Below are 21415 nucleotides of genomic sequence, written 5' to 3' on the forward strand. Positions count from 1 at the left end.
GCCCGACGCACCGCGCCGGCGCATCAACGCCAGCGCGGCTGCAACTGGCCGTCGGCGGCGAAGCGGTAGCGCCCTTCGGCCCAGCCGTGGCCGAACAGGGCCAGCATCTGCGCGTAGTAGGCGGGTGCGTCGCTGCGCTGCTGCTCGTGGGTGGGCAGGCTGGACTGCAGCGCCTGCGCCTGCGTGCGCTCGCCCTGCGCCAGCAGGTAGGGCAGCAGGGCGGCACGGAAGCCATAGCCGCCTTCTCCCTCGCCGGCTCCGCTGCGGGTGTCGACCTTTTCCCACATCGGCTTGCCCTCGCGCAGCCGCTGCAGCGGCCCGGACAGCACCTGCATCTGCGCGCGGAACAAACGGTCGCGCGGCGACAGCAGGCCCGCCCACAGGTAGCAGCGGATCGCGTCGTAACTGCCGACCGCGCCCTTGACCGGATCCGCAACGAAGGCGCCATCGCGCCATGCCGCCCAGTCCGGGGCAAAACCATGCGGAGCGGTCTGCCGCAGCAGTTCAACGGTGTTGGCGGCCAGCGCCGACCACGGCCCGTCGCCATCGACAGCGGCGAAACGGCGCAGCAGCGGCAGCGGCAGATAGCTGGGGTTGACCCGGGTCGTCCCCTCCTCGACGAAGCCCTGCGGGCCGGGCAGCAGCATTGGCCCCAGTCCCGGCAGATCGACGATTTCGCCATGCCGTACCTGCGCCAGCATGTCCTGGCCGATGCGCTGCAGCGCCGGACGATGCCACAGGCGCCCGGCTTCGAGCAGGCTGTAGGCCAGCCACAGATCGGAGTCGGAGGCGGGGTTGTCGTCCAGCACGCCCCAGTCACCCTTGGCGTCGCGCCCCCACAGCCACGCCGGCAGGCGCCTGCCCATGTCGCCGCCGGCAAGATTGTTTACCGTCCAGGCGAGGACGCGGTCGAACAGCGCCTGGTCGTTGTCGACCAGGGCGAAGAACAGCGCATACGACTGCCCTTCCGAGGTGGTACGCAGATCGTCCTGGCTGCGGTCGATCATGCGCCCGTCTGTACTCAGGCTGCTGTCCGCCAGCACCCGCCAGCGCGGCCAGCCTTCCGCCGCGCATGCCGCCGGCAGCATGCCCAGCAGCGGCGCGGCGGCCATCGCCTGCAACAGCATGCGGCGCGTGGGGTCAGCGGAACTCGCCATACGGCACCAGCGGCGAAACCGGCAGCGGCAGGTTGCCCTGCCAGGGTTTCAGGGTGTAGCGCAGATAGAGCTGGAACGTGTTCGGCGAATAGTCCTGGCTGCGTTGCAGGGTGCCGGCGGCGCCCAGCACAAGGTGGTCGCCGAGCCGGCGCTCGACCGCCATGTACAGGCGGTGGCCGGTTCCGGTGCTGCTGGAATCGGCGGTGTACAGCCCGGCCGGGTCCAGCGTGAGCGGGCCATACAGCGGTTGCAGCTGCTCGACCACGCGCTCGATCAGCGACTGCTCGGGGAAGCGGCTGATCGAAGCGGTGCGCGCGCTGGACACGCTCAGCGAGGCATCCACGCGCACCGACCAGTCGTCGTTGCGCCAGGCCAGGCTCGCCGGCACGCTCAGCGAGGCGTAGCGCTGCGGACTGTAGTAGCCGCCCTGCCCCAGCGAGTAGCCGCCCAGATCGTGCGCGTAGCGCCAGTACATGCCGGTCAGGCCGATGTCCACGCGCAGGTCCGGACGCTGTACCAGCTTGTGGTACCAGCCGGCCATCGCGCGGGCGCGGTCGTTGTCCATGACGTTGCGGCCGGTCAGGCGATGCCAGCTCCAGTTCGACCAGACGCCGTTGCGGCCGCCCTGGTCGTAGCCGAGGCTGAAGGTGACGCCGTTGGCGGTGACGCCGCCCCATACGATGCCGCTGCGCGGATCGACCGCGCCGGCCTGCGACAGCAGCGAGTTGGTCATCGGCCGCCGCGACAGCGTGGCGCCCCAGCCGAAGCGGCCGAGGTCGCCATTGACGGTGACGCCGCCGAGCCAGTTGCCGACCGCATAGCCGGACGGAGTGTGGCCGATATCGAAGTTCCAGCGGTCGTCGAGCGTGCGCCAGCCCACCGCGAAGCCGGCACCGGAGTTCATGCGCTGGCGCAGGCGGGTGTCGCAGCCCGGCGCCTGCAGGGAGCTGCCGTCGGGGCGCGGCAGCGAAAGGTCGCAGCTGCCGAAATCCTGGTCGTGGAAGCCGCTGGCGTCGGTCTCGAAACGGCGCGCGTCCAGCCGCACCTGCTCCAGCCGCGCCCAGCCCAGCCCGCCGACGAACGGCGCGTCGAGATGGGCGATGCGGGTGTCGCGCGCGAGCCTGGATATGCCCGGCGTGCCGTCGCTGCGCCGCCCCGAATCCTGCATCACCGTCAGCGTCGGATTCTGCTGCCGGTACAGCGTCTCCACGTCATCGCGCAGGCTGCGCCGCAGCCAGTCGTCGCCGGCCGTTTCGCGGCTGGCGCGGGTCAACGCGCGGTTGTCGCGCGGCTGCGCCTGCTGCGGTGCGAGCAGCCCGTTCTCCTCCATCGCGCGGGCATACATGTCCAGCGCCTGTTGCGGGTCGCCGGCGCGCAGCAGCCGCGCGGCATCGCGCCAGACCTGCGGGTCCGGCCCGGTCTTGGCGGCCAGCACGCCGCGCAGGATCTCCAGCGCCCGGGCGTCGTCGTGCAGGCCGGACCAGATCGCGGCGAGCTGCCGCTGCTGGCCGACATTGCCCGGTTCCACCGCGGGCGGCGATTGCGCCATGCGTGTACGCGCGCCTTCCAGGTCGCCGCTGTCGATCAGTACCTGCACGCGGCCCAGCTGCGCGTCCACATTGCCGGGCTGCGCATCCAGCACCTGGCCGTAAAGCTGCAGTGCCTGCGCATGATCGCCGCGCAGGCGCGCCCAGTCGGCGAGCGTCAACTGGATGTCCGCGTCCTGCGGCAATTGCCGCAACAGGGCGATGGCCTCGTCCTCGCGCCCGGCCGCGCGTAGCTCCCAGGCACGCGCCGTGGCCTGCTGGCGGCGCAGGCGCGCGGCCAGCGCGCGCATGTCGTCGTTCCACTGCGCGGAAGGCAGTTCGTCCAGCGCGGCCAGCGCCGGCCCGAGGCGGTCCGAGCCGGACAGATACAGCGCCTGCGCGTAGCGCGATTCGGGCGTGTTGCCGGCCTTGCCGGCCATGTCGGCGATCACCGCGTCGGCCTCCTCAGCCGCGCCGCTGGCACGCAGCGCGTTGGCCTGCGAATAGGCCAGCCATGGGTCGCCTGGCTGCTCGCGGCGCAGCTCGCGCCCCAGCTCGATGGCGCTGGCCATGTTGCCTGCCGCCAGCGCACGCTCGCGCTGTTCGCGCAGCCGCGCCAGGCGCAGGTTGCGCAGTTCGTCGGCGTAGAGCCCGCGCTGTGCCGCCGGCAGGCCGGCGACATAGCTTTCCAGCTGCGCCGGATCGGTGCGTCCGTAGAACTGCACCAGCTTGCGCACCAGGTTCGCGTCGTTCGGCGCGATGCGCCGCGCGGCCTGCAGCTCGCGGCCGGCCGTGGCATCGTCGCCGCGTGCCACCGCCACGTCGACCAGGCCGAGTTGCGCGTTGATCTCGCGCGGCTGCTGCCGGCGCGCCTGCGTGTACAGCGACTGCGCGCGGTCCAGTTCGCCGGCTTCCAGCGCGGCGTCGGCCTGGTCGATGAGCAGCCAGTAGCGGGTGCTGGCGATCAGGTCGCGCCATTTGTCGCTGTTGCTGGTATCGGCCTGCAGGTGCTGCGCTTTCTGGAACTGTTCCAGCGCCTGCTCGCGGCGGCCCTGGCGCATCAGGGCCAGTCCCAGCCCGCCCTGGAAATCGGCTTCTTCCGGAAACCCGCGCAGGGCCTGGCGGAAGGCGGCTTCCGCCTCCGCGTTGCGGCCGGCGTCCAGCAGCTGCGTACCGCGCAGTCCCGCGAGCCAGGCCGGGTTGCCGACGCGTTTGCGCTGCTCGTCATAAAGCCTGCGCGCGTCATCCATGTGCACCCAGCCGGGATAGCGGGCGATGAAGGACTGCAGCCGGCGCACGTTGGCCGCATCGGCCTGGCGCGAGGACAGGTAATCCCACTCCGCGTCGGCGGCATAGGTGCGTGCTTCCGGGTTGTTGCCCATGCGCTGCAGCGCCGCCAGCGCCTCGCTGTCGCGGCCGGCGGCGAACAGGAACTGCGCCAGCGTCTGCAGCAGCACGGTGTTGCCGGGATAGGCCTCGTCGAGCGCGACCAGGCGGCGGATCGCCAGCGCCCGGCCGGCCGGTTCGGCGCCGCGCAGGCGCCAGTATTCCAGGCCGAGCTGCATGCCCGGCGGGTCGTCGTCGAACAGCCGGCGGTAGATCGCCAGCGCCTCGGCGTTGCGCCCGCCGGTGGCCAGCATGCGCGCCTGCTGCAGGTCCGCCTGCATGTCGCCGCGATAGGCCGCCCACAGCCGTTCGCCGGCGAGCAGTTCGCGGCTGCCCGCGCCTGCCTGGCGCAGGCGCTGCAGGGTTCCGGTGGCGTCGTCGATCTTCTGCTGCGACAGCTGCACTTCCAGGATCGCGACCATGGTGGCGCGGTCGTCCGGCGCCAGCAGGCGCAGCCGCGCCAGTGCGTCCTCGATCAGCCGCTGGCGGCCGGTGGCCTCGCCGATGCGCACCTGCTGCAGCAGCCATTGCCGCTGCGAGGCGACGCTGCCGGCCGGCGTGGGCGGCAGTTCCTGCGCGGCGGCCTGGCCGATACCGGCCAGGCCAACCAGCAATGCCACCGACAGGGGAAGACGACGGGGCATCAGTGCTCGGCCGCTTCCAGCCGCCGCTGCGACACCCAGCGCAGCGCGCGCCACAACAGGAACGCCACCATCAGCACCACCACCGTGGCCAGCACCGCCAGCAGCACCGGATGGTCGGCCAGGTGGTACCAGAGCAGCAGCCACCACGGCAGCGAACCGACGTAGTAATGCTCGCCGACGAACTGGCTGTGGATACCCGAACTGCGCAGGATCGACACCGAACCGGCGATGGCTTCGCGCTTGCCGATGTCGCTCAGCGCATCGTCGAGCAATGCGTAGTCCGCATCCTTGCTGGCGGCCAACGACACGATGCTGCGCTGTGCGTGGTGCGGCGACTGCAGGCCGATGATCGCAGCGAACGGCGCATCGGCGGTGACGCCGACGCGGTTGATCGCCGCGTCGCCACCGGCGCTGCCAAGACGCGCCTCGATCACCGCTTCCTGCGGCGAGTTCACCCGGCCGTTGCGCAGCGTGGTGCGCTGGTTGTCGATCATCAGCGAGAGCTTGTCGCTGCCGCGCAGTTCGGCCGGCAGTTCGCCCAGCATCAGCACGTCGGCGTCCAGCCGCGCGGCCTGCTTCCAGTCCTCGCTCACGCGCAGGCCGTAGGCCGGATAACCACTCTGCACGCCGAGACCGCCGATCAGGTTCAGCAGCAGGCCGACCTGCGCCTCGTTGGCGCGCGGCGGCATCATCACCACGGTCTCGGACAGGTCGGCCATGCGCGTGAACGGGAAGCCGCTCAAGGCGAACGCAGCCAGGTCCGGCAGGCCCATGTAATGGTGGAAGCCGGAGAAGTCGATCGAGGAATCTTCCTCGATCGCCGCCTGCAGGTTGGGCGGCAGCACGGTCTGGCAGTGGTCGCGCTGGGCGCTGCCCATGACGCTGGCAAAGTTGAAATCAAAGCGCAGCTGGTTGCGGTCGCCGATCTTCAGCGCCGGGATCAGCAGCTTGCCATCGCCGGCGCCGGCATCGCCGCTGAGCACCGGCAGGCGGATCTCCTCAAGGCCCTGCTTGCCGGAACGGCGGATCAGCGGGAAGCTGGAAATGAACTGGTCGTTGATGCCCACGCTCAGCCGCGATTCGTCGCTGCTGAAGGGCGGCGTGTAGCGGTAGCGCAGGTTGAGCGGGATGCCCTGGTTGCGCCAGATGAACAGGTCCGGCGGCAGGTTGAGGTTGAGCACGATCGGCTGCGGCGCGATGCCGCTGGCGCGCAGCTGCTGCGGGTAGTCGAGCAGCTCGGCGAAGCGCACGGCGCGGTCGGTGCGCACCCAGTTCGGCGCATCGTAAGGTTTGCGCGGCGCCAGCGGCTTGACCTCGTCCACCTGCACGCGGGTGCCGCGGAACAGCACGTTGCCAGCAGCTATCGCCGACACCGCGGTCTGCAGGTCCTCGTCGTTGCGGCCCAGCACCAGCAGCAGCTTGCGCTGCGGATCTTCGGGCAGCGACACCAGTTCGATCACCGGCCCCTGCACCGGCGCGTGCCTGGCGATCACCGACGGGAACCTGCCGTTGACCGCCATCACCACCGCGTGGCCCTGCGCCGGCAACCGGTCGAAACTGACCGGGAACCGCGCCTGCCGCCACCAGCCGGCCATGCTGCCGAAGTACGAGGCCATCAGCGCGGCCGCGCGCTGCTGCGCCACCGACGGCGAACCGGCAAACACCACCGGCAGCTCCAGCCGCGCGCTGTCGCGCGGGTCGAAGAACGGCAACGGGAAGTTGGCCAGGTCGTCCTGCACCGCCAGCGGCTGGCCGCCCAGGCGCAGGGTGGTGTTGCTGGACAGGTTGACCCACAGCGAGCTGTGCGTCGGCTCTTCGCAGATGTCGGTGTAATGGCCGACGAACTCCAGCCGGACCTGGTTGAAATCGGCGATCAGCCGCGCGTCCAGCGGCACCTTGGCCTGCACCGGTCGGCCGAGCTGGTCATTGCCGATCGGCACCACGTCCATCAGCGCGTCGTTGAGATAGACGCGCAGGTGCGAGAGCGTGGGCAGCAGCGACGGCGACGGGGTGAAGCTCAGGTCGAGCTCGGCCTCGCGCGCCAGGCGGTCACGCCGCACCTGGAACTCGAACGTGGTGGTGTTGCGGATGCCCGACAGCAGCGTGTCCTGGCGGCGGCCCAGCTGGGCCAGGGTGCTGGCGCGCTGCCAGGGCCAGGCAGCGCCGGACCAGACCGCCCCCGGCGCCTGCGGCGTGGTGGCCGGTACGACGGGAACAGGTGCGGCGTCCGGCGCCGGGGGAGCCGCCGGTGTTGCCTGCGGCGCACTGGAACCGTTGGCGACGGGCAGCGCCAACAACGGCAGCAGCAACCAGCGCAGTGAAGAGGAAATGCTCATGGACGAAGCCCCGGGTCAGCGGCTGGGTCAGCCGGGTAGGAAGGAAATGGACGTTGCGGCGCGAAGCTGGCCGCCCAGCGCAGGGCGCGGCGGCTCCAGTGCATCGGCCGGTCGAGATCGATGGGCGAAAAGTCGCTTATCCGGCGATAGCCCTGCCAGCCAAGCTTGAGCACGCTCCACAGGCTGCGCGGCAGGCTCATCGGCTGGTAGCCGGCGTGCCAGTTCAACCAGGCGTCGGCGCGGGCGAAGGTGCACTGCACGAACTCCACCCGCTGCGCTTCGTTCTCGAACCGCAGCAGCAGGCCCAGGCGCGCGCCGACGCTGCGCTGGACCACCGCGGCGAACGCGAACTCGCGGCGGCCGCGGCCGAGCAGCAGGGAGACCCGCGTGCCGGTGGCCAGCTCCGGCGCCTGCGCCAGTTCCAGCCCGACGCCGTCGTTGGAATAGTCGTGCATGACCCCGCGCAGGGTGCGGCCGTCGGGCAGGCGCAGCGCCATCGGCAGCCGCTGGCTGACGCGGTGCGTGCGGCGCACCTGCTGCACTTCGGCGGCCACCGCCAGCGCGCCGCCGACGATGAGCAGGTTGTAGAGCACCCACAGCGAACTGACGATCACCGTGCCGCGCTCGTCGGCCGGACCATGCAGGAAGCGCCAGACCGCGAACACCAGGCCGGCGATGTTGAGCAGCGCCAGTACCAGGTAGGGCTGGGCGACCTTCCAGTCGAAGCGGTCGCCGGCCTGGGTGCCGCCCTTCTCGGTGACGTTGAACTTGCCCTTGGTCGGGCTGAACAGCGCCACCGTGGTCGGCCGCGCGATGTACCAGGCCAGCACGGTCTCGTAGACCTCGCCCCAGAACGGGCGGCGCCACTGGCCCTGGATGCGCGAATTGGTGAGGTTGGCGTGCGCCATGTGCGGCAGCACGAACAGCAGGATCGCCACCGCCGGCGCGTAGATGATGTAGACGTGCAGCAGCAGGAACGCGAGCGGCGCGGTCAGGAACACCAGCCGCGGAATGCCGGCCAGGAAGTGCAGCATCGCGTTGGCGTAGCAGAAACGCTGGAACAGGCTCAGGCCCTTGCCCAGCAGCGGATTGTCGATGCGGAAAATCTGCACCATGCCGCGCGCCCAGCGGATGCGCTGGTTGACGTGCGCGCCGAGGCTGTCGGTGGCCAGGCCGGCGGCCTGCGGGATGCGCAGATAGGCCGAGTTCCAGCCGTTGCGGTGCAGGCGCAGTGCGGTATGCGCGTCCTCGGTGACGGTCTCGGTGGCGAAGCCGCCGATGTCGTCGATGGCCGCGCGCCGCAGCACCGCGCACGAGCCGCAGAAGAAGGCCGCGTTCCACAGGTCGTTGCCGTCCTGTACCAGCCCGTAGAACAGCTCGCCCTCGTTGGGATCGCGGCGGAATACGCGCAGGTTGCGTTCGAACGGATCGGGCGAGAAGAAATGGTGCGGGGTCTGCACCAGCGCCAGTTTCGGGTCGCGCAGGAACCAGCCGGTGCTGATCTGCAGGAACGAGCGCACCGGCAGGTGGTCGCAGTCGAAGATCGCCACCAGTTCGCCGTCTAGCTGGGCCAGCGCGTGGTTGAGGTTGCCGGCCTTGGCGTGGCGGTTGTCGCTGCGGGTGATGTAGTTGACCCCGGCCTGCGCGGCGAACTCGCGGAACTCGGCGCGCTTGCCGTCGTCGAGCAGGTGGATGCGCAGCTTGTCCGCCGGCCAGTCCAGGCCCAGCGCGGCGTGCACCGTATGCCGCACCAGCGACAGTTCCTCGTTGTAGGTCGGGATCAGCACGTCCACCGTGGGCCAGTGCCGCGGATCGGCCGGCAGCGCCGACGGTTTGCGCTGCAGCGGCCAGGCCACCTGCACGTAACCCAGCATCAGCACCAGCCACGAATAGGTTTCGGCCGCGAGCAGGACGATGCCGCAGACCAGGTCGAAATTGCTGTTCCAGTTGAGCGTGGCGGTGTAGCGCCACCACAGGTAGCGGCAGGAAACGGTGATCGACAGCACCACCAGGATCAGCGTGGCGTAGCGGCCGGGTACGCGCCGCACCAGCAGGGCGATGCCCCACAGCAGCAGCACGAACACCAGCTGCGCGAAATAGCTGAACGGCTGGGTGATGCACAGCAGCGCCAGCCCCAGCGTGGCCAGGCCCGCGCCGAATGTCAGCCACCGGCGCGCGCGCGGCGACAGCCCACCCAGGGTGCGGCGCGCGCGCTGCCACGCATTGCTGTTCCAGACCAGTCGCGGCAGGCCGCGCATCGCATCCAGGTAGCGCCGCCAGCCGCGGTCGGCGGCACCGCGCAGCCCGGCGACATGGCGGCGCCGGGCCGCGGCCAGCCGATGGCGGCGGTTGGAGGTCTGCGGGGTGATGCGGACCAGCAACAGCCAGCCGGCCTGGATCAGCATCCGCAGCGGGTCGCCGAACCGCCAGCGACGGTACGGCTGCAGTTGCGGGAAGGCATCGGGCAGGCGCGGCGCGAGCGCCTGCCAGGCCGGCCCCTCGAGCCGCAGCAGGGCCCAGCCCAGCGCCTGCAGCAGCCACAACAGCCACAGCGTGGGCAGCGGCGCCCGCGCCGTTTCGCGCAGTTGCGGCCAGCGCAGGTAGCGCAGGCTCATGACCGCCGCCCTCCGCGCGCGCGCAGGCGCCCACGCTCGGCCAGGCACCACACCGCCAGGCTGGCGACATCGGCCGCGGCCTGCGAACCATCGGCATCGACGCCCAGCGGCAGCTTGCGCGCCAGCGCCGCGGACACGCTCGCATCCTCGTGCAGCGGCTGCGGCACCAGCGGCGGACCGCCGTCGATCCACAGCTGCATCAGGTCGCGCTGCACCGCCATCGCCGGGTCGTAGCGGTTGCACAGCACCCGGCGCGCGTCGTCCACGCGCCGCTGCAGCAGGACGTGGCTGCCCGGGTCCACCGTCGCCAGCCGCAACGGCAAGGCGCAGGCGGCGTGCTGGTTGACCGCGGCGACATGCGCGTCGAGCCGCTGCGGCAGGTCGAACAGGATCCAGTCGAACTGCGCCGCGAGCGGCGGCAGGCGCTCGGCCCAGAACCGCGGCGACTGCCGCAGCCGCTGCTCGACCGCAGCCACGTCGACATCGCTGGCCAGCCCATACGGCAGCAGGGCCAGCCCCGGCATCGATTCGAACGCCGCCTCGCGCCAGTCGCCCCCCTCCAGCCATGCACGCGCCCAGCCGCGCGCCTCGGCGGCCGGCAGGCCCAGGTGCAGGCCGAGCAGGTGGTCGGGGTTGCATTCGACCAGCAGCACGCGCTCGCCCTGCGCATGCAGCGCATGGCCAAGCGCGGCCACCATCGTCGTCACCCCGACGCCGCCGCGCACGCCCTGCAGGGACAGCATCGTGGTCATCGCCGCGGCTCCGTCGCCAGTTCGGCGAACAGCGGCCAGCGCGCGAGCGCCTGCGCCTGCGCGCGCTGCGCGGAGAAATCCAGATAGGGCAGGTCCGGCATGTGCAGGTGCTCGCGCAGGACGTCGATGTCGTCCTCCTCCGAGGTCAGCCCCGCGGTCACTGGGTTCACCATCACGGCTTGTCCTCCGGGTAGGGCGTCCATGCCTGGCTGCCCTTGAGCTGCAGCCACGGCTTGCCGTCGTAATCGATGACCTTGGCGCCTTCGTTCTCCGACACCGACGGCGTCGTCGGCAGGCCCTGCAGCAGGCCCTCCCAGTTGCGACCGTCGGCCGGCGCCTGGGCGTTGAGCGCATAGACCCGCGCCACCAGTTCGGAAATCGCCAGATAGCTGCTCGGCGTGGTCACGTGGCGTGGGCCGGCCGCGGCCGGGATGCCCATGCCGACCAGCTTCACGCCCACCGGGACATGGGTGATGGAGGGGCTGGGAATCTCGCGCATGCCCGGGATCTGCATGCGGTCGCCATGCAGGGCCGCGCCGTGTTCCGGCACCACCACCACGATCGCGCGGCGGCCGTTCTTCTCCAGCGCGTCGATGAAGCCTTCCAGGTCGCCCAGCACCATCTGCGCGCGCGCCTTGTAGTCGCTGGCCATCGCGCGGCCGTCGGCGCCGACGATGCGGTTGCCATCGTGCAGCGAGATCGTGTTGTAGAACAGCGCCACCTGTCCGCTGGATTCGGCCTGGCGGCGCTTCAGCCAGCCGGTCAGCACATCGCTGTCGCGGCGCAGCGGCGACTTGTCGAAGGCGATCAGCGCGCGCGGGTAGTTCTCGATCGGCAACGGCGTGGCGGCCAGGCCGCCGTATTTGGTGAGGTCGCCGATGAAGTCGTCGAAGTGACCATCGTGATTCATCGCCAGTTCGTTCTGGAAGCCCAGCGCCTGCAGGTTGGCGAACAGCTGGCACTGCGCCGGCACCGGATCGAACAACGCGGTATGCGAGGTCTGGCCGCAACTGGCGCGCAGCAGGCGGATGGCCGCCGGCCCGCTGTAGGACGTAGCCGAATTGAAGTCGTCGAACACCACGTCCATCCCGTCGAACAACGGGTTGTGGCGCATGCCCACTTCATCCAGATCGCTCCAGGCCAGCGAGCAGATGTTGAGGACGATCACGTCGAAGGGCGTGCCGCCGTGGGCCGGCGGGAACGCGGTCTTCAGGCCGGCCTGCTGCTGGTAGAAGCCGGCCAGCCAGGCATTGAGCGTTTCGTTGCTGGCCGGGCCGCCACGCGCCGCCGCGCCGGTACCCGCACCGCCCTGTGCCATCGTCGCATCGCCGCCGGCGAACTGCAGGCCGGCTGGCAGCGGCAGCGCCATCGCTGCCATGCCCAGCATTCCCAGCACGCTGAGCGTGGTGACCCGCAGCCAGGGCTTGAGCAGCAGATAGCCGAAGACCAGCAGCGCCAGCAGCGCGACCATCTGCCAGTTGATGAAGCGCCCCAGCAGTTCCAGCCAGTACGAGGCCGAGAAATCCAGCACGCCCGGCTGTGCCAGCAGGCGTTCGAACGGCGGCCACCAGGTGTCCTGGTAGTACAGCGCCACCGCCACCGGGATCGCGACCACGGTGCGCGCGATGCGTGCGCGGCGCCACGGCAACGGCACCAGCAGGGCCGCCAGCAGCAGCAGGTTGGGCAGGATGTGCAGGTCGAGCGCGCCCATCCAGGCGAGGATCACCTTGGACAGGAAATACAGGTTCCAGCCGCGCAGATCAGGCCATGCCCACGGCGTGGAAGCCGCTGCCGAAGCGGTGGGAACATTGCTCATGCCTGCCTCCGCGGACCAGCCTGGCGGCGACGTTCGCCCACCCGCCTGAGGTAACGCGGCGGCAGGCTGCGCCGCAGGCGCGCGCGCAGCGCCCGGCCTATCGCACCCAGCATCACGCCGAGGGGAATCATCACCACCGCACATGCGGCCACCAGGCTCCATACCTGCTGGTCGTTCATCGTTCGCCCCCCAGACGGATCGGTCGCGGCGCCGTCCACGACGGTGCCGGCGCGGCGGGCGCCATGACCGGCACCTGTCGCGGCTGCGGCGGCGCGACGCCGCCCTCGGCCGCGCTCATCGCGGCCACGTCGTGTTCGGCCAGGCGCTGGTAGCCATCGAACAATTCGCGCCATGGCAGGCGGAACAGATTGCCCAGCGCGCGCTCGACGCCATCGCTGCGGCAGGCGAACAGGAACAGCCAGACCTGGCCCGCGTGCATGCAGGCGAAATCGCCGCGACGGCGCATCTGCAGCTGCTGCAGCGCCTGCACCGGGCTCACCCCGGCCACCGGCTGCAGGACGAGCACCGCGCTTTCCACCACGCCCTCGCCCTGGTCGAGCAGCTCGCCGGCCAGTTGCCTGAACTGCACCGGGGTGACGATGCCGCCGACATCCGGCGGCCGGTGCAGGCGGATCAGCCGCTCCGGGTCCTCCGGCAGACGCCCCTGCCAGACCTGGCCCTGGATCGTTTCCAGCAGGGTCAGGAAGCGCGCCAGCGGCAGGCTGGACGGCGCCACCAGGCTGGCGCCGGATTCCAGCAACAGGCGCTCGTCGGCATAGCGCAGGCAGGGCTGCATCTCGCGCACCACCAGCTTCAGGCCGTTGCCGCGTTCGCTGCGCAGGCGGAAGACGATGCGGGTCAGCGCATCGACATCGGCGTTCTCGTCGATCGACAGCACCACCGTGGCCGCCTGCGCCTGCAGCGCGGCGGCCACCAGCGCCGACCAGTTCTCGAACAGGCGCCAGGCCGGCGAGAACGGCGGCGCGCCTTCCAGCGCGTCGGCCTGCGCCAGGTAGAGGAAACGGTCGCCGCCTTCCTGCGCCAGCACCGCGGCCATCAGGCCGTCGCCGTCGGCGATCACGCCGAGGCGGAAGCCGCGCCACTCGGCTTCGAAATCGCGATGCGCGAACACGCCTTCTGCGTTGCTCCAGTAATGCACCAGGTACTGCAGCGCGCCGCGGTGCGGATACAACTGGGCGACGCCGCTGCACAACCGGTTGAGGGGCAGCAGTCGCGGCGCCAGTGTCGCCACCTCGCCATGGCACAGCAGCAGCACGCAGTGGCCGCCAGCGACGGCCCAGTCGTGCAACTGCCTGCACCAGCGCGCGAGGCCGGCGCCTTCCAGGTTTTCCAGCGCGGCCGCCGGCACCTGCACCACGCACAGGGTGTCGCGCGCGGCGGCGCAGCGCGCCAGGTCGGCCGGCAGCGCGCGGACCGCGGGCGGCAGGTCGGCGACCGCCGCTTCATGCAGGCGGATGCGCGCGGGCCCCTGCTCGGCCGCAAGCGGCGCGACCATCGATGCCGGCGAGCGCCCAAGCGCGGCCACCACGGCCAGAGGCAATTCGGCCGATCCGGCGAGGACACCGGCGGCGAACAGGTCGGCATGGGCGGCATCGGCGCAGGCGATCCAATACACCCCGCCCGCACGCAGGCGGGTGAGTTCGTACGGCAAGCCGTCGATGGCAAGTGAAGTCGTCTTCAAAGTCGTGTCCCTGTCGGCAGACGCACCGCCGCTCTCCGTCCCTCGCCCCACACAGGATCCATGACGGAGGTCACAGTTAAACCCGCCCCATCCGTCATCTCAATGTCACTTGCTCACGGCGAGCCTGACACACGGCGGTTCCACGCCGTGTGTAGAAGGCAGGCAAGCGAAGGATCCGCGCGCTCCCTGGCGCGCGTCGTGGCTCAGGACCCAGCCGGCAGGCCGAATACCTGCCGCAGGTAGGCCAGGTATCCCGGGTCGTCGCACATGCTCTTGCCCGGCGAATCGCTGAGCTTGGCCACCGGTTGACCATTGCAGCGCACCATCTTGATGACGATGTTCAGCGGGGTCGGCCCCAGGTCGTTGGTCAGGTGGGTGCCCACGCCGAAGGCGACCTGGCAGCGGTCGCGGAAATAGTCGTACAGGCGCATCACCTTCTCGATGTTCAGGCCGTCGCTGAACACCAGGATCTTGCTGGAAGGATCGGCGCGGTTGGCCTTGAAGTGCGCCAGCATGCGGTCGCCCCATGCGAACGGATCACCCGAGTCGTGGCGCACGCCGTCGAACAGCTTGCAGAAATACATGTCGAAGTCGCGCAGGAAGGCGTCCAGCCCAACCACGTCGGACAGCGCGATGCCCAGGTCACCCCGGTACTCACGCGCCCACGACTCGAGCGCGGCCACCTGCGAGTCGCGCAGGCGCGGGCCCAGCGCCTGGAAGGCCTGCAGGTATTCGTGCGCCATCGTGCCGTGCGGGGTCATGCCGTAGCGGCGCGCGAAATGCACGTTGCTGGTGCCGACGTACTGCGTGCCGAGCGCGTCGCGCAGCAGCGGCAGCATGTGCGCGTGCCAGTCGCGCGAGTAGCGGCGGCGGGTGCCGTAGTCCGCGATGCGGCAGTTGCCGAAACCCGGCGTGTCGCGCAGCAGCGCGGTCTTGGCGCGCAGGCGGCGCTCGCCCTCGGCAAAGTCCGGCGTGCTGGTGTTGCGGAACCAGACCTCGTTGATGATCGCCAGCAGCGGCACCTCGAACAGGATGGTGTGCAGCCAGGGACCGGCGATGTCCAGTTCCATCTCGCCCGGCACGGTGGCCGAGGCGCGCAGGTCGATGTATTTGCGGTCCAGGTGGAACAGGCCGAGGAAATCGGCGAAGTCCGGCTTCACGAAGCGCAGCCCGCGCATGTAGTCCAGTTCGTCCGCGGTGAAACGCAGGCTGCACAGATGATCGATCTCGGCGCTGATCTGGTCGATGAAGCGTGCCAGGTCGATACCCGGCGTGCGGCACTTGAAGCGGTACTGCACGATCGCCCCGGGGTGCTGGTGCAGCACCGCCTGCATCATCGTGAACTTGTAGAGGTCGGTATCGAGCAGGGACTGGATGATCATGGGGGCATTATGCGCCGCCCGCCGGGAACGCTTCGCTGCGGGAAATCCCCGATGGCGCAGGGTTCGCTCCACACCGGGTTTTCCCGGTGAGGCTTCATGCGGCACGGGCCTTCCTACCGGCGCAGCAGCAGCCTGGGCACCTGCACGGCCGCATGCGTCCAGATCGCGCACCACACCGCCGCGCGCACCGGCAGGCTACGGCGCGGCGCCTCGAACTTGCGGAAATAGCGCCACAGCCCGCGATGCTTGTGCCATTCGACGAAGAACGGCCGCGCGCGGCTGGAAACCCCGCGCACGTGCAGCACCGCCAGTTCGTTGGCGACGGCCACCTTGGCGCCGGCTTCGCGCGCGCGCCGGCACAGGTCCAGGTCCTCGGCATGCAGCCGGTAGCCCGCGTCCCAGCCGCCGATGCGGTCGAACAGGCCGCGCGGCATCAGCAGCAAGGCGCCGGACAGGGCCGGCACCGGCTGCAGCGGCTGCGCCGGATCGGCCGCCACCGCCAGCCGCGCGCCGGCCGCCGGATTGCGCAGCATCGCCGCGAAGTCGGGATCGCGGCGGCGCACCGCCGCATCCGGGCGGCCCTGCTCGTCCACCTGCTCCACGCCGAGCAGGCAGTCGCCCAGCGGCTGGCCGAGGTCGCGCAGCCGCGCCAGCGTATCGGCCTCGACCATCAGATCCGGATTGACGAAGGCCAGCCACGGCGCGTCGCTGTCCTGCGCGCCCTGGTTGCAGGCGGTGGCGAAGCCGGGATTGTCCGGATTGGCGATGAAGCGTACGCGTGCATCGGCCAGCGCATGGCGCTGGGCGATGCGGAGCGAGCCATCGTCCGAAGCATTGTCCACCACGCGGATCTGCGCCACGTCGCGCGCGTCGCGCAGCCGCCGCAGGCACTCGTCCAGCGTCGCGGCGCTCTGGTAGCTGACCACGACGACGGCGATCGACGCGCTCACGGCACCGCCTCCGCCGCCGGATCGTCGCCATCGCCGAACAGGTCGGGTTGCTGCGCGGGCATCGCCGCCTGCTCGCACAGCTGCTGCAGGTGCTGGCGATGCGCATGCAGCGGGTCGTCCATCAGGAAGCCGGCCAGGCGTGCGGTCCAGGTCGGCCAGCGGCTGGCCAGCACTTCCATGTCGCCATCGGCGGGCCGGCCTTCGTCGTGGCGGCCGACGAAGGCGTTGTCGCACAGCACGTTGCGCCAGCCCAACCCGCTCATGCGCAGGCTGAGGTCCACCAGCGCGGCATACCAGGACGCGCAGCTCTGCGTATCCAGCCCGCCGGCACGACGCCGTGCGCTGCCGCGTATCAGCACCGCATGGGTGACCGCCGAGGGCAGTTCGGGATGCAGCAGCGGCATCGACGCGCAGGCCCGTACCAGCCGCGCGGCATCGGACGGCAAGGGATTCAGCTCGCCCGCGCGCGGCCAGGCCACGGTCTCGCCGGCATTGCTCCATGGCGTGGCGGTGGCGATGGAAGCATCGCGCGCGAGGCAGTCGCACAGCTGCTGCAGCCAGCCCGGCAGCGGCAATGCATCGGGCGCCAGAACCGCCACGTCGGCATCGCCGCAGGCCCGCAGCATTTCCTCCAGGTGCGCCGATTCGCCGATGGCGCGCGGACGCCGCGTGTATTCGGCCTGCAGCTGCGTGCGCGCCAGCCAGGGTTCGATCACCGCCTGCACGCGCGGCCCGCCCTGCGCATCGTCGGCCAGCCAGATCGGCGTACCGGCGGGCGTGGCCGCTTCCAGCGCCGCCAGGCAGGCATCGAGCGCCGCATCGTCCACGCCTACCGGCAACAGGATCACCGGCAGGGTCATGCAGCGATCCCGGCATTACGTGGAACGGATGGTGCGGAAGTGGTCACGACCGGTGATTCCCTGGTACCGACGCGCCGAACTCTAGCAGCCGCCCGGAACCACGCGCACCCCGCAGGAGTGGTTTCAACCGCGATGGCGCTTTCAAACAGGTGCCACCTTCAGTGCCCAGGCGGCATTGCGGCGAATGCAACGGGACAGCCCTCTTTCGCAGCTGAAACCGCTCCCCCGGGGGCTGACACCGGGCCTGCGTGTTGCGCAGGCCCGGCGATGGCGCGGCTGGATCAGCCGCACCACACCCGTGCGTTGCGGAACATGCGCAGCCACGGCGAATCCTCGCCCCAGCCCTTGGGCGCCCAGCTCAGGTTGACCGTGCGCGGGGTGCGCTCCGGGTGCGGCATCAGGATGGTGACGCGGCCGTCGCGGGTGGTCAGGCCGGTGATGCCGGCGGGCGAGCCATTCGGGTTCAGCGGGTACTGCGGGTCGGCCTTGCCGTCGCCATCGACGTAGCGCAGCGCAACGTCGACGGCGGCCTGGTCCACCGCGCTGTCGAACTCGGCACGGCCCTCGCCGTGCGCCACCGCCACCGGCAGGCGCGAGCCGGCCATGCCGCGCAGCAGGATCGACGGCGATTCCATCACTTCCAGCAATGCGGTACGCGCTTCGAACTGCTCGCTGCGGTTGCGCAGGAATTTCGGCCAATGCTCCGCGCCGGGAATGATGTCCTTGAGCTGGCTCATCATCTGGCAGCCATTGCACACGCCCAGGGCGAAGGTGTCCGGTCGCGCGAAGAACGCCGCGAAGGCCTCGCGCAGCGCAGGGCGCTCCAGGATCGAGGTCGCCCAGCCGCGGCCCGCGCCCAGCACATCGCCGTAGCTGAAACCGCCGCAGGCGGCGATGCCGCGGAAGTCCGCCAGCTGCACGCGGCCTTCGATCAGGTCGCTCATGTGCACATCAAAGGCGTCGAAGCCGGCGCGCTCGAAGATGTTGGCCATCTCGATCTGGCCATTGACGCCCTGCTCGCGCAGGATCGCCACCTTCGGGCGCGCACCCGTGGCGATGAACGGCGCCGCCACGTCCTCGGCCGCATCGAACGCCAGCTTCGGCTTCAGGCCCGGGGCATTGAAGCTGCGCGCGACCGCGCGTTCCTGGTCGGCCGCTTCCGGGTTGTCGCGCAGTTTCTGCATGGCGTGGGTCACCGACCACCAGGCGTCGAACAGTTCTTCCCAACGCCATTCGACCAGCGTTTCGCCTTCCAGCTGCACGCGCACCATCGGCGCGGTGGTCGGGCGGGCGATGCGCTGCGCGCACTCGGTCAGCGCGTGGCGTTCGACCAGGTCGGCGAACGCGGCGCGGTCTTCGCGGGCGATCTGCACCACGGCGCCGAGTTCCTCGTTGAACAGGCTGCGGAACGGATCATCGCCCCAGGCGTCGAGCACGATGTCCAGGCCCAGGCGCGAGGCGAAGGACATCTCGCACAGCGCGGCGAACGCGCCGCCGTCGCTGCGGTCGTGATAGGCCAGCAGCAGGCCGGCTTCGCGCGCGTCGCGGATCAGTTCGAAGAAGCCGCGCAGGCGCTCGGGGTCGTCCAGGTCCGGCACTTCGCCGGCAAAGGCCGGCAAGGCGCTGTGGTCGGCCTGGGTCTGCGCCAGGATCGAACCGCCCAGGCGCTGCTTGCCTGCGCCCAGCCCGATCAGCCACAGCTCGCTTTCGGTTTCGCGGTCGAGCAGCGGGGTCAGCTGCTGGCGCGCATCGACCACCGGCGCGAACGCCGAGATCACCAGCGACACCGGCGACACCGATTTCTCGGCCTTGCCGTCGGCCTGCCACTGCGCCTGCATCGACAGCGAGTCCTTGCCCACCGGGATGCTGATGTCCAGCTGCGGGCACAGTTCCATGCCCACCGCCTTGACCGCGTCGTACAGCAGCGCGTCCTCGCCGTTGTGGCCGCAGGCGGCCATCCAGTTGGCCGACAGCTTGACCGTGTCCAGCGAGGTCAGCGGCGCGGCGCACAGGTTGGTGATGGCTTCGCCCACCGCCATGCGCGCGGACGCCGCGGCATTGAGCAGGGCCAGCGGGGTACGTTCGCCCAGCGACATCGCTTCACCGGCCCAGGTGTCGAACCCGGCCAGGGTGATGGCGACGTCGGCCATCGGCAGCTGCCACGGGCCGATCATCTGTTCGCGGGCGGTCAGGCCGCCGACGCTGCGGTCGCCGATGGTGACCAGGAAGCTCTTTGCCGCCACGGTCGGGTGCGACAGCACGCGCAGGCCCGCGTCATGCAGGTCGATGCCGGCGGTCTTCAGCGCCGGCCAGCGCGGCGCGGCCGGGTGCGCGGTGTCGCGGTGCATCTTCGGCGCCTTGCCGAACAGCACGTCCATCGGCAGGTCGATCGGCGCATCGGCCGGGATGTTGCCCGGGGTCGCGCCGTAGGCCACGACCAGGCGTTCCTCGGTGGTGGCGATGCCGACCGCGGCGAACGGGCAGCGCTCACGTGCGCAGATGGCGGTGAACTCGGCCAGGCGCCCGGCCGGGATGCCCAGCACGTAGCGTTCCTGCGATTCGTTGCACCACAGCTCCAGCGGCGACAGCGACGGATCATCGGTGGGCACCTTGCCCAGGTCGATCACGCCACCGACGTCGGAGTCGTGCAACAGTTCCGGGATGGCGTTGGACAAGCCGCCGGCGCCGACGTCGTGGAAGAACTTGATCGGGTTGTCGACGCCCATCGCCACGCAGCGGTCGATCACTTCCTGGCAGCGGCGCTCCATTTCCGGGTTGTCGCGCTGCACGCTGGCGAAGTCGAGGTCTTCGGCGCTCTCGCCCGAGGCCACCGACGAGGCGGCGCCGCCGCCCAGGCCGATCAGCATCGCCGGACCGCCGAGCACGATGACGATGTCGCCATCCTGCAGTTTCAGCTTGTCCACCTGCACGCGGTCGATCGCGCCCAGGCCGCCAGCCAGCATGATCGGCTTGTCGTAGGCGCGGGTGATGCCCTCTTCCGGCAGCTCGAAGCTGCGGAAGTAACCCAGCAGATTCGGGCGGCCGAACTCGTTGTTGAACGCGGCGCCGCCGAGCGGGCCGTCGAGCATGATGTCCAGCGCCGGCGCCATGCGCGGGTTCAGCGCGCGCGGCGCTTCCCACGGCTGCGGCAGGGTCGGGATGCGCAGGTGCGAGACCGAGAAGCCGGTCAGGCCGGCCTTGGGCTTGCCGCCGCGGCCGGTCGCGCCTTCGTCGCGGATTTCACCGCCGGCGCCGGTCGAGGCGCCCGGGAACGGCGCGATCGCGGTCGGGTGGTTGTGGGTTTCCACCTTGATCTGGAACGCGCTGGGCACCACCGCTTCGCTGCGGTACCTGCCGGTGGCCGGATCGGGGCGGTAACGCGCGGCCGGCTCGCCTTCGATCACCGCCGCGTTGTCGCTGTAGGCGCTGAGCGTGTGCTGCGGCGTCTGCTGGTGGGTGTTCTTGATCATGCGGAACAGCGAGCGGTCCTGCTCCTGCCCATCGATGGTCCAGCTGGCGTTGAATATCTTGTGCCGGCAGTGCTCGGAATTGGCCTGCGCGAACATCATCAGTTCGACGTCGGACGGATCGCGGCCGAGTTCGGCGTAGCGCTGGCGCAGGTAGTCGATCTCGTCGTCGGCCAGGGCCAGGCCCAGGCGCTTGTTGGCCGCTTCCAGGTCGGCCAGCGCGATGCGCTCCAGCTGGCCGCGCGCCAGGCTGGTGAACAGCGCCCGCGCCTGCTCGATGCCGGTCAGCAGCGACTGCGTCATCGGGTCGTGCAGCAGCCTGGCCACGGCGGCCTGCTTTGCGGGGTCGGACGGCCAGCCGCCCAGGTCGATGCGGGTACCGCGCTCGACGCGCTGGATCGGCAGGCCGGCGCCGCGCACCAGCTCGGTGGCCTTGCTCGACCAGGGCGACAGCGTGCCCAGGCGCGGCACCACGTAGCGCGAGACCGTATCCGCGGCGGCTTCGGCCGGCTGCGGCTGGCCCTGCAGGATGCGGCCCAGCGTGGCCTGGTCGACGGCCGCGGCATCGGCGGCCTGGGTGAAATAGACGTGCCAGGCACCGGTGATGCGCAGATCGGCGGCGATGGACTGCAGGCGGGATTCAAGACGTTCGCGGCGGAACGGCGAAAGGGCGGCTGCGCCCTCGAGGACGATCATGTCCGGGAGACCATGGTGGGAGTCGGGCCCGCCATTGTACCGGAGCCGACGCCCCAGGCTGGAGCCGGCGCCGGCACAGTGCCTCGCCTTGCCGGAAACGACATGGCCGCCGTCAACGGCTTTCGC

The 21415-nt window shown here is 70.6% G+C and carries 13 protein-coding genes; all 13 read right to left on the reverse strand.

The window, feature by feature from the left end:
- Positions 1–23 precede the first annotated feature (23 nt).
- The 13 genes from bcsZ to purL all read right to left on the reverse strand — a co-directional run bounded on the left by bcsZ (position 24) and on the right by purL (position 21289).
- Complete coding sequence (bcsZ, locus tag AC1DGW_RS06880; RefSeq protein ID WP_478020915.1) at positions 24–1157, reverse strand: cellulose synthase complex periplasmic endoglucanase BcsZ; 1134 nt, start codon at positions 1155–1157, stop codon at positions 24–26.
- Positions 1141–4713 (reverse strand): cellulose synthase complex outer membrane protein BcsC, encoded by a 3573-nt coding sequence (bcsC, locus tag AC1DGW_RS06885; RefSeq protein WP_478020917.1) that lies wholly within the window; start codon positions 4711–4713, stop codon positions 1141–1143. The genes bcsZ and bcsC overlap by 17 nt, the downstream gene beginning before the upstream one ends.
- Entirely contained in the window at positions 4713–7049 is a 2337-nt protein-coding gene (gene bcsB, locus AC1DGW_RS06890; protein WP_478020919.1) for a cellulose biosynthesis cyclic di-GMP-binding regulatory protein BcsB, read from the reverse strand. Before bcsB ends, bcsC begins: the two co-directional genes overlap by 1 nt.
- The gene (bcsA, locus tag AC1DGW_RS06895) at positions 7046–9664 is read right to left on the reverse strand and encodes a UDP-forming cellulose synthase catalytic subunit (RefSeq protein WP_478020921.1); all 2619 of its coding nucleotides are present in this window, start codon (positions 9662–9664) and stop codon (positions 7046–7048) included. The genes bcsB and bcsA overlap by 4 nt, the downstream gene beginning before the upstream one ends.
- Entirely contained in the window at positions 9661–10416 is a 756-nt protein-coding gene (gene bcsQ, locus AC1DGW_RS06900; RefSeq protein ID WP_478020923.1) for a cellulose biosynthesis protein BcsQ, read from the reverse strand. The genes bcsA and bcsQ overlap by 4 nt, the downstream gene beginning before the upstream one ends.
- Positions 10413–10589 carry a cellulose biosynthesis protein BcsR gene (bcsR, locus tag AC1DGW_RS06905; RefSeq protein ID WP_478021481.1) on the reverse strand — a complete coding sequence of 59 codons (177 nt, stop codon included), beginning with the start codon at positions 10587–10589 and terminating at the stop codon, positions 10413–10415. Before bcsR ends, bcsQ begins: the two co-directional genes overlap by 4 nt.
- A complete protein-coding gene (gene bcsG, locus AC1DGW_RS06910) occupies positions 10589–12232 on the reverse strand; it encodes a cellulose biosynthesis protein BcsG (RefSeq protein ID WP_478020925.1) in 1644 nt (547 codons plus the stop codon). Before bcsG ends, bcsR begins: the two co-directional genes overlap by 1 nt.
- Positions 12229–12411 carry a cellulose biosynthesis protein BcsF gene (gene bcsF, locus AC1DGW_RS06915; protein WP_478020927.1) on the reverse strand — a complete coding sequence of 61 codons (183 nt, stop codon included), beginning with the start codon at positions 12409–12411 and terminating at the stop codon, positions 12229–12231. The genes bcsG and bcsF overlap by 4 nt, the downstream gene beginning before the upstream one ends.
- On the reverse strand, positions 12408–13934 hold the full coding sequence (gene bcsE / locus AC1DGW_RS06920) for a cellulose biosynthesis protein BcsE (RefSeq protein WP_478020929.1): 1527 nt from the start codon (positions 13932–13934) through the stop codon (positions 12408–12410). Before bcsE ends, bcsF begins: the two co-directional genes overlap by 4 nt.
- 203 nt (positions 13935–14137) lie before the next feature.
- Positions 14138–15316 carry a nicotinate phosphoribosyltransferase gene (pncB, locus tag AC1DGW_RS06925; protein WP_478020931.1) on the reverse strand — a complete coding sequence of 393 codons (1179 nt, stop codon included), beginning with the start codon at positions 15314–15316 and terminating at the stop codon, positions 14138–14140.
- A gap of 113 nt (positions 15317–15429) precedes the next feature.
- Positions 15430–16266, reverse strand: coding sequence for a glycosyltransferase family 2 protein (locus AC1DGW_RS06930; RefSeq protein ID WP_478020933.1), 837 nt, complete (start codon positions 16264–16266; stop codon positions 15430–15432).
- Positions 16263–17126 carry a glycosyltransferase family 2 protein gene (locus AC1DGW_RS06935; RefSeq protein ID WP_478020935.1) on the reverse strand — a complete coding sequence of 288 codons (864 nt, stop codon included), beginning with the start codon at positions 17124–17126 and terminating at the stop codon, positions 16263–16265. The genes AC1DGW_RS06930 and AC1DGW_RS06935 overlap by 4 nt, the downstream gene beginning before the upstream one ends.
- A gap of 281 nt (positions 17127–17407) precedes the next feature.
- Entirely contained in the window at positions 17408–21289 is a 3882-nt protein-coding gene (gene purL / locus AC1DGW_RS06940) for a phosphoribosylformylglycinamidine synthase (RefSeq protein WP_478020937.1), read from the reverse strand.
- Positions 21290–21415: the final 126 nt, after the last annotated feature.

The organism is Stenotrophomonas sp. 05N423, assembly GCF_056397145.1.

Bases quoted from the DNA above. Each gene is read 5' to 3' on its own strand.
- bcsR (WP_478021481.1), bottom strand. From the start codon at position 10,589: ATGGTGAACCCAGTGACCGCGGGGCTGACCTCGGAGGAGGACGACATC.
- bcsZ (WP_478020915.1), bottom strand. From the start codon at position 1,157: ATGGCGAGTTCCGCTGACCCCACGCGCCGCATGCTGTTGCAGGCGATG.
- bcsC (WP_478020917.1), bottom strand. From the start codon at position 4,713: ATGCCCCGTCGTCTTCCCCTGTCGGTGGCATTGCTGGTTGGCCTGGCC.
- AC1DGW_RS06935 (WP_478020935.1), bottom strand. From the start codon at position 17,126: ATGACCCTGCCGGTGATCCTGTTGCCGGTAGGCGTGGACGATGCGGCG.
- bcsA (WP_478020921.1), bottom strand. From the start codon at position 9,664: ATGAGCCTGCGCTACCTGCGCTGGCCGCAACTGCGCGAAACGGCGCGG.
- pncB (WP_478020931.1), bottom strand. From the start codon at position 15,316: ATGATCATCCAGTCCCTGCTCGATACCGACCTCTACAAGTTCACGATG.
- bcsF (WP_478020927.1), bottom strand. From the start codon at position 12,411: ATGAACGACCAGCAGGTATGGAGCCTGGTGGCCGCATGTGCGGTGGTG.
- bcsB (WP_478020919.1), bottom strand. From the start codon at position 7,049: ATGAGCATTTCCTCTTCACTGCGCTGGTTGCTGCTGCCGTTGTTGGCG.
- purL (WP_478020937.1), bottom strand. From the start codon at position 21,289: ATGATCGTCCTCGAGGGCGCAGCCGCCCTTTCGCCGTTCCGCCGCGAA.
- bcsQ (WP_478020923.1), bottom strand. From the start codon at position 10,416: ATGACCACGATGCTGTCCCTGCAGGGCGTGCGCGGCGGCGTCGGGGTG.
- bcsG (WP_478020925.1), bottom strand. From the start codon at position 12,232: ATGAGCAATGTTCCCACCGCTTCGGCAGCGGCTTCCACGCCGTGGGCA.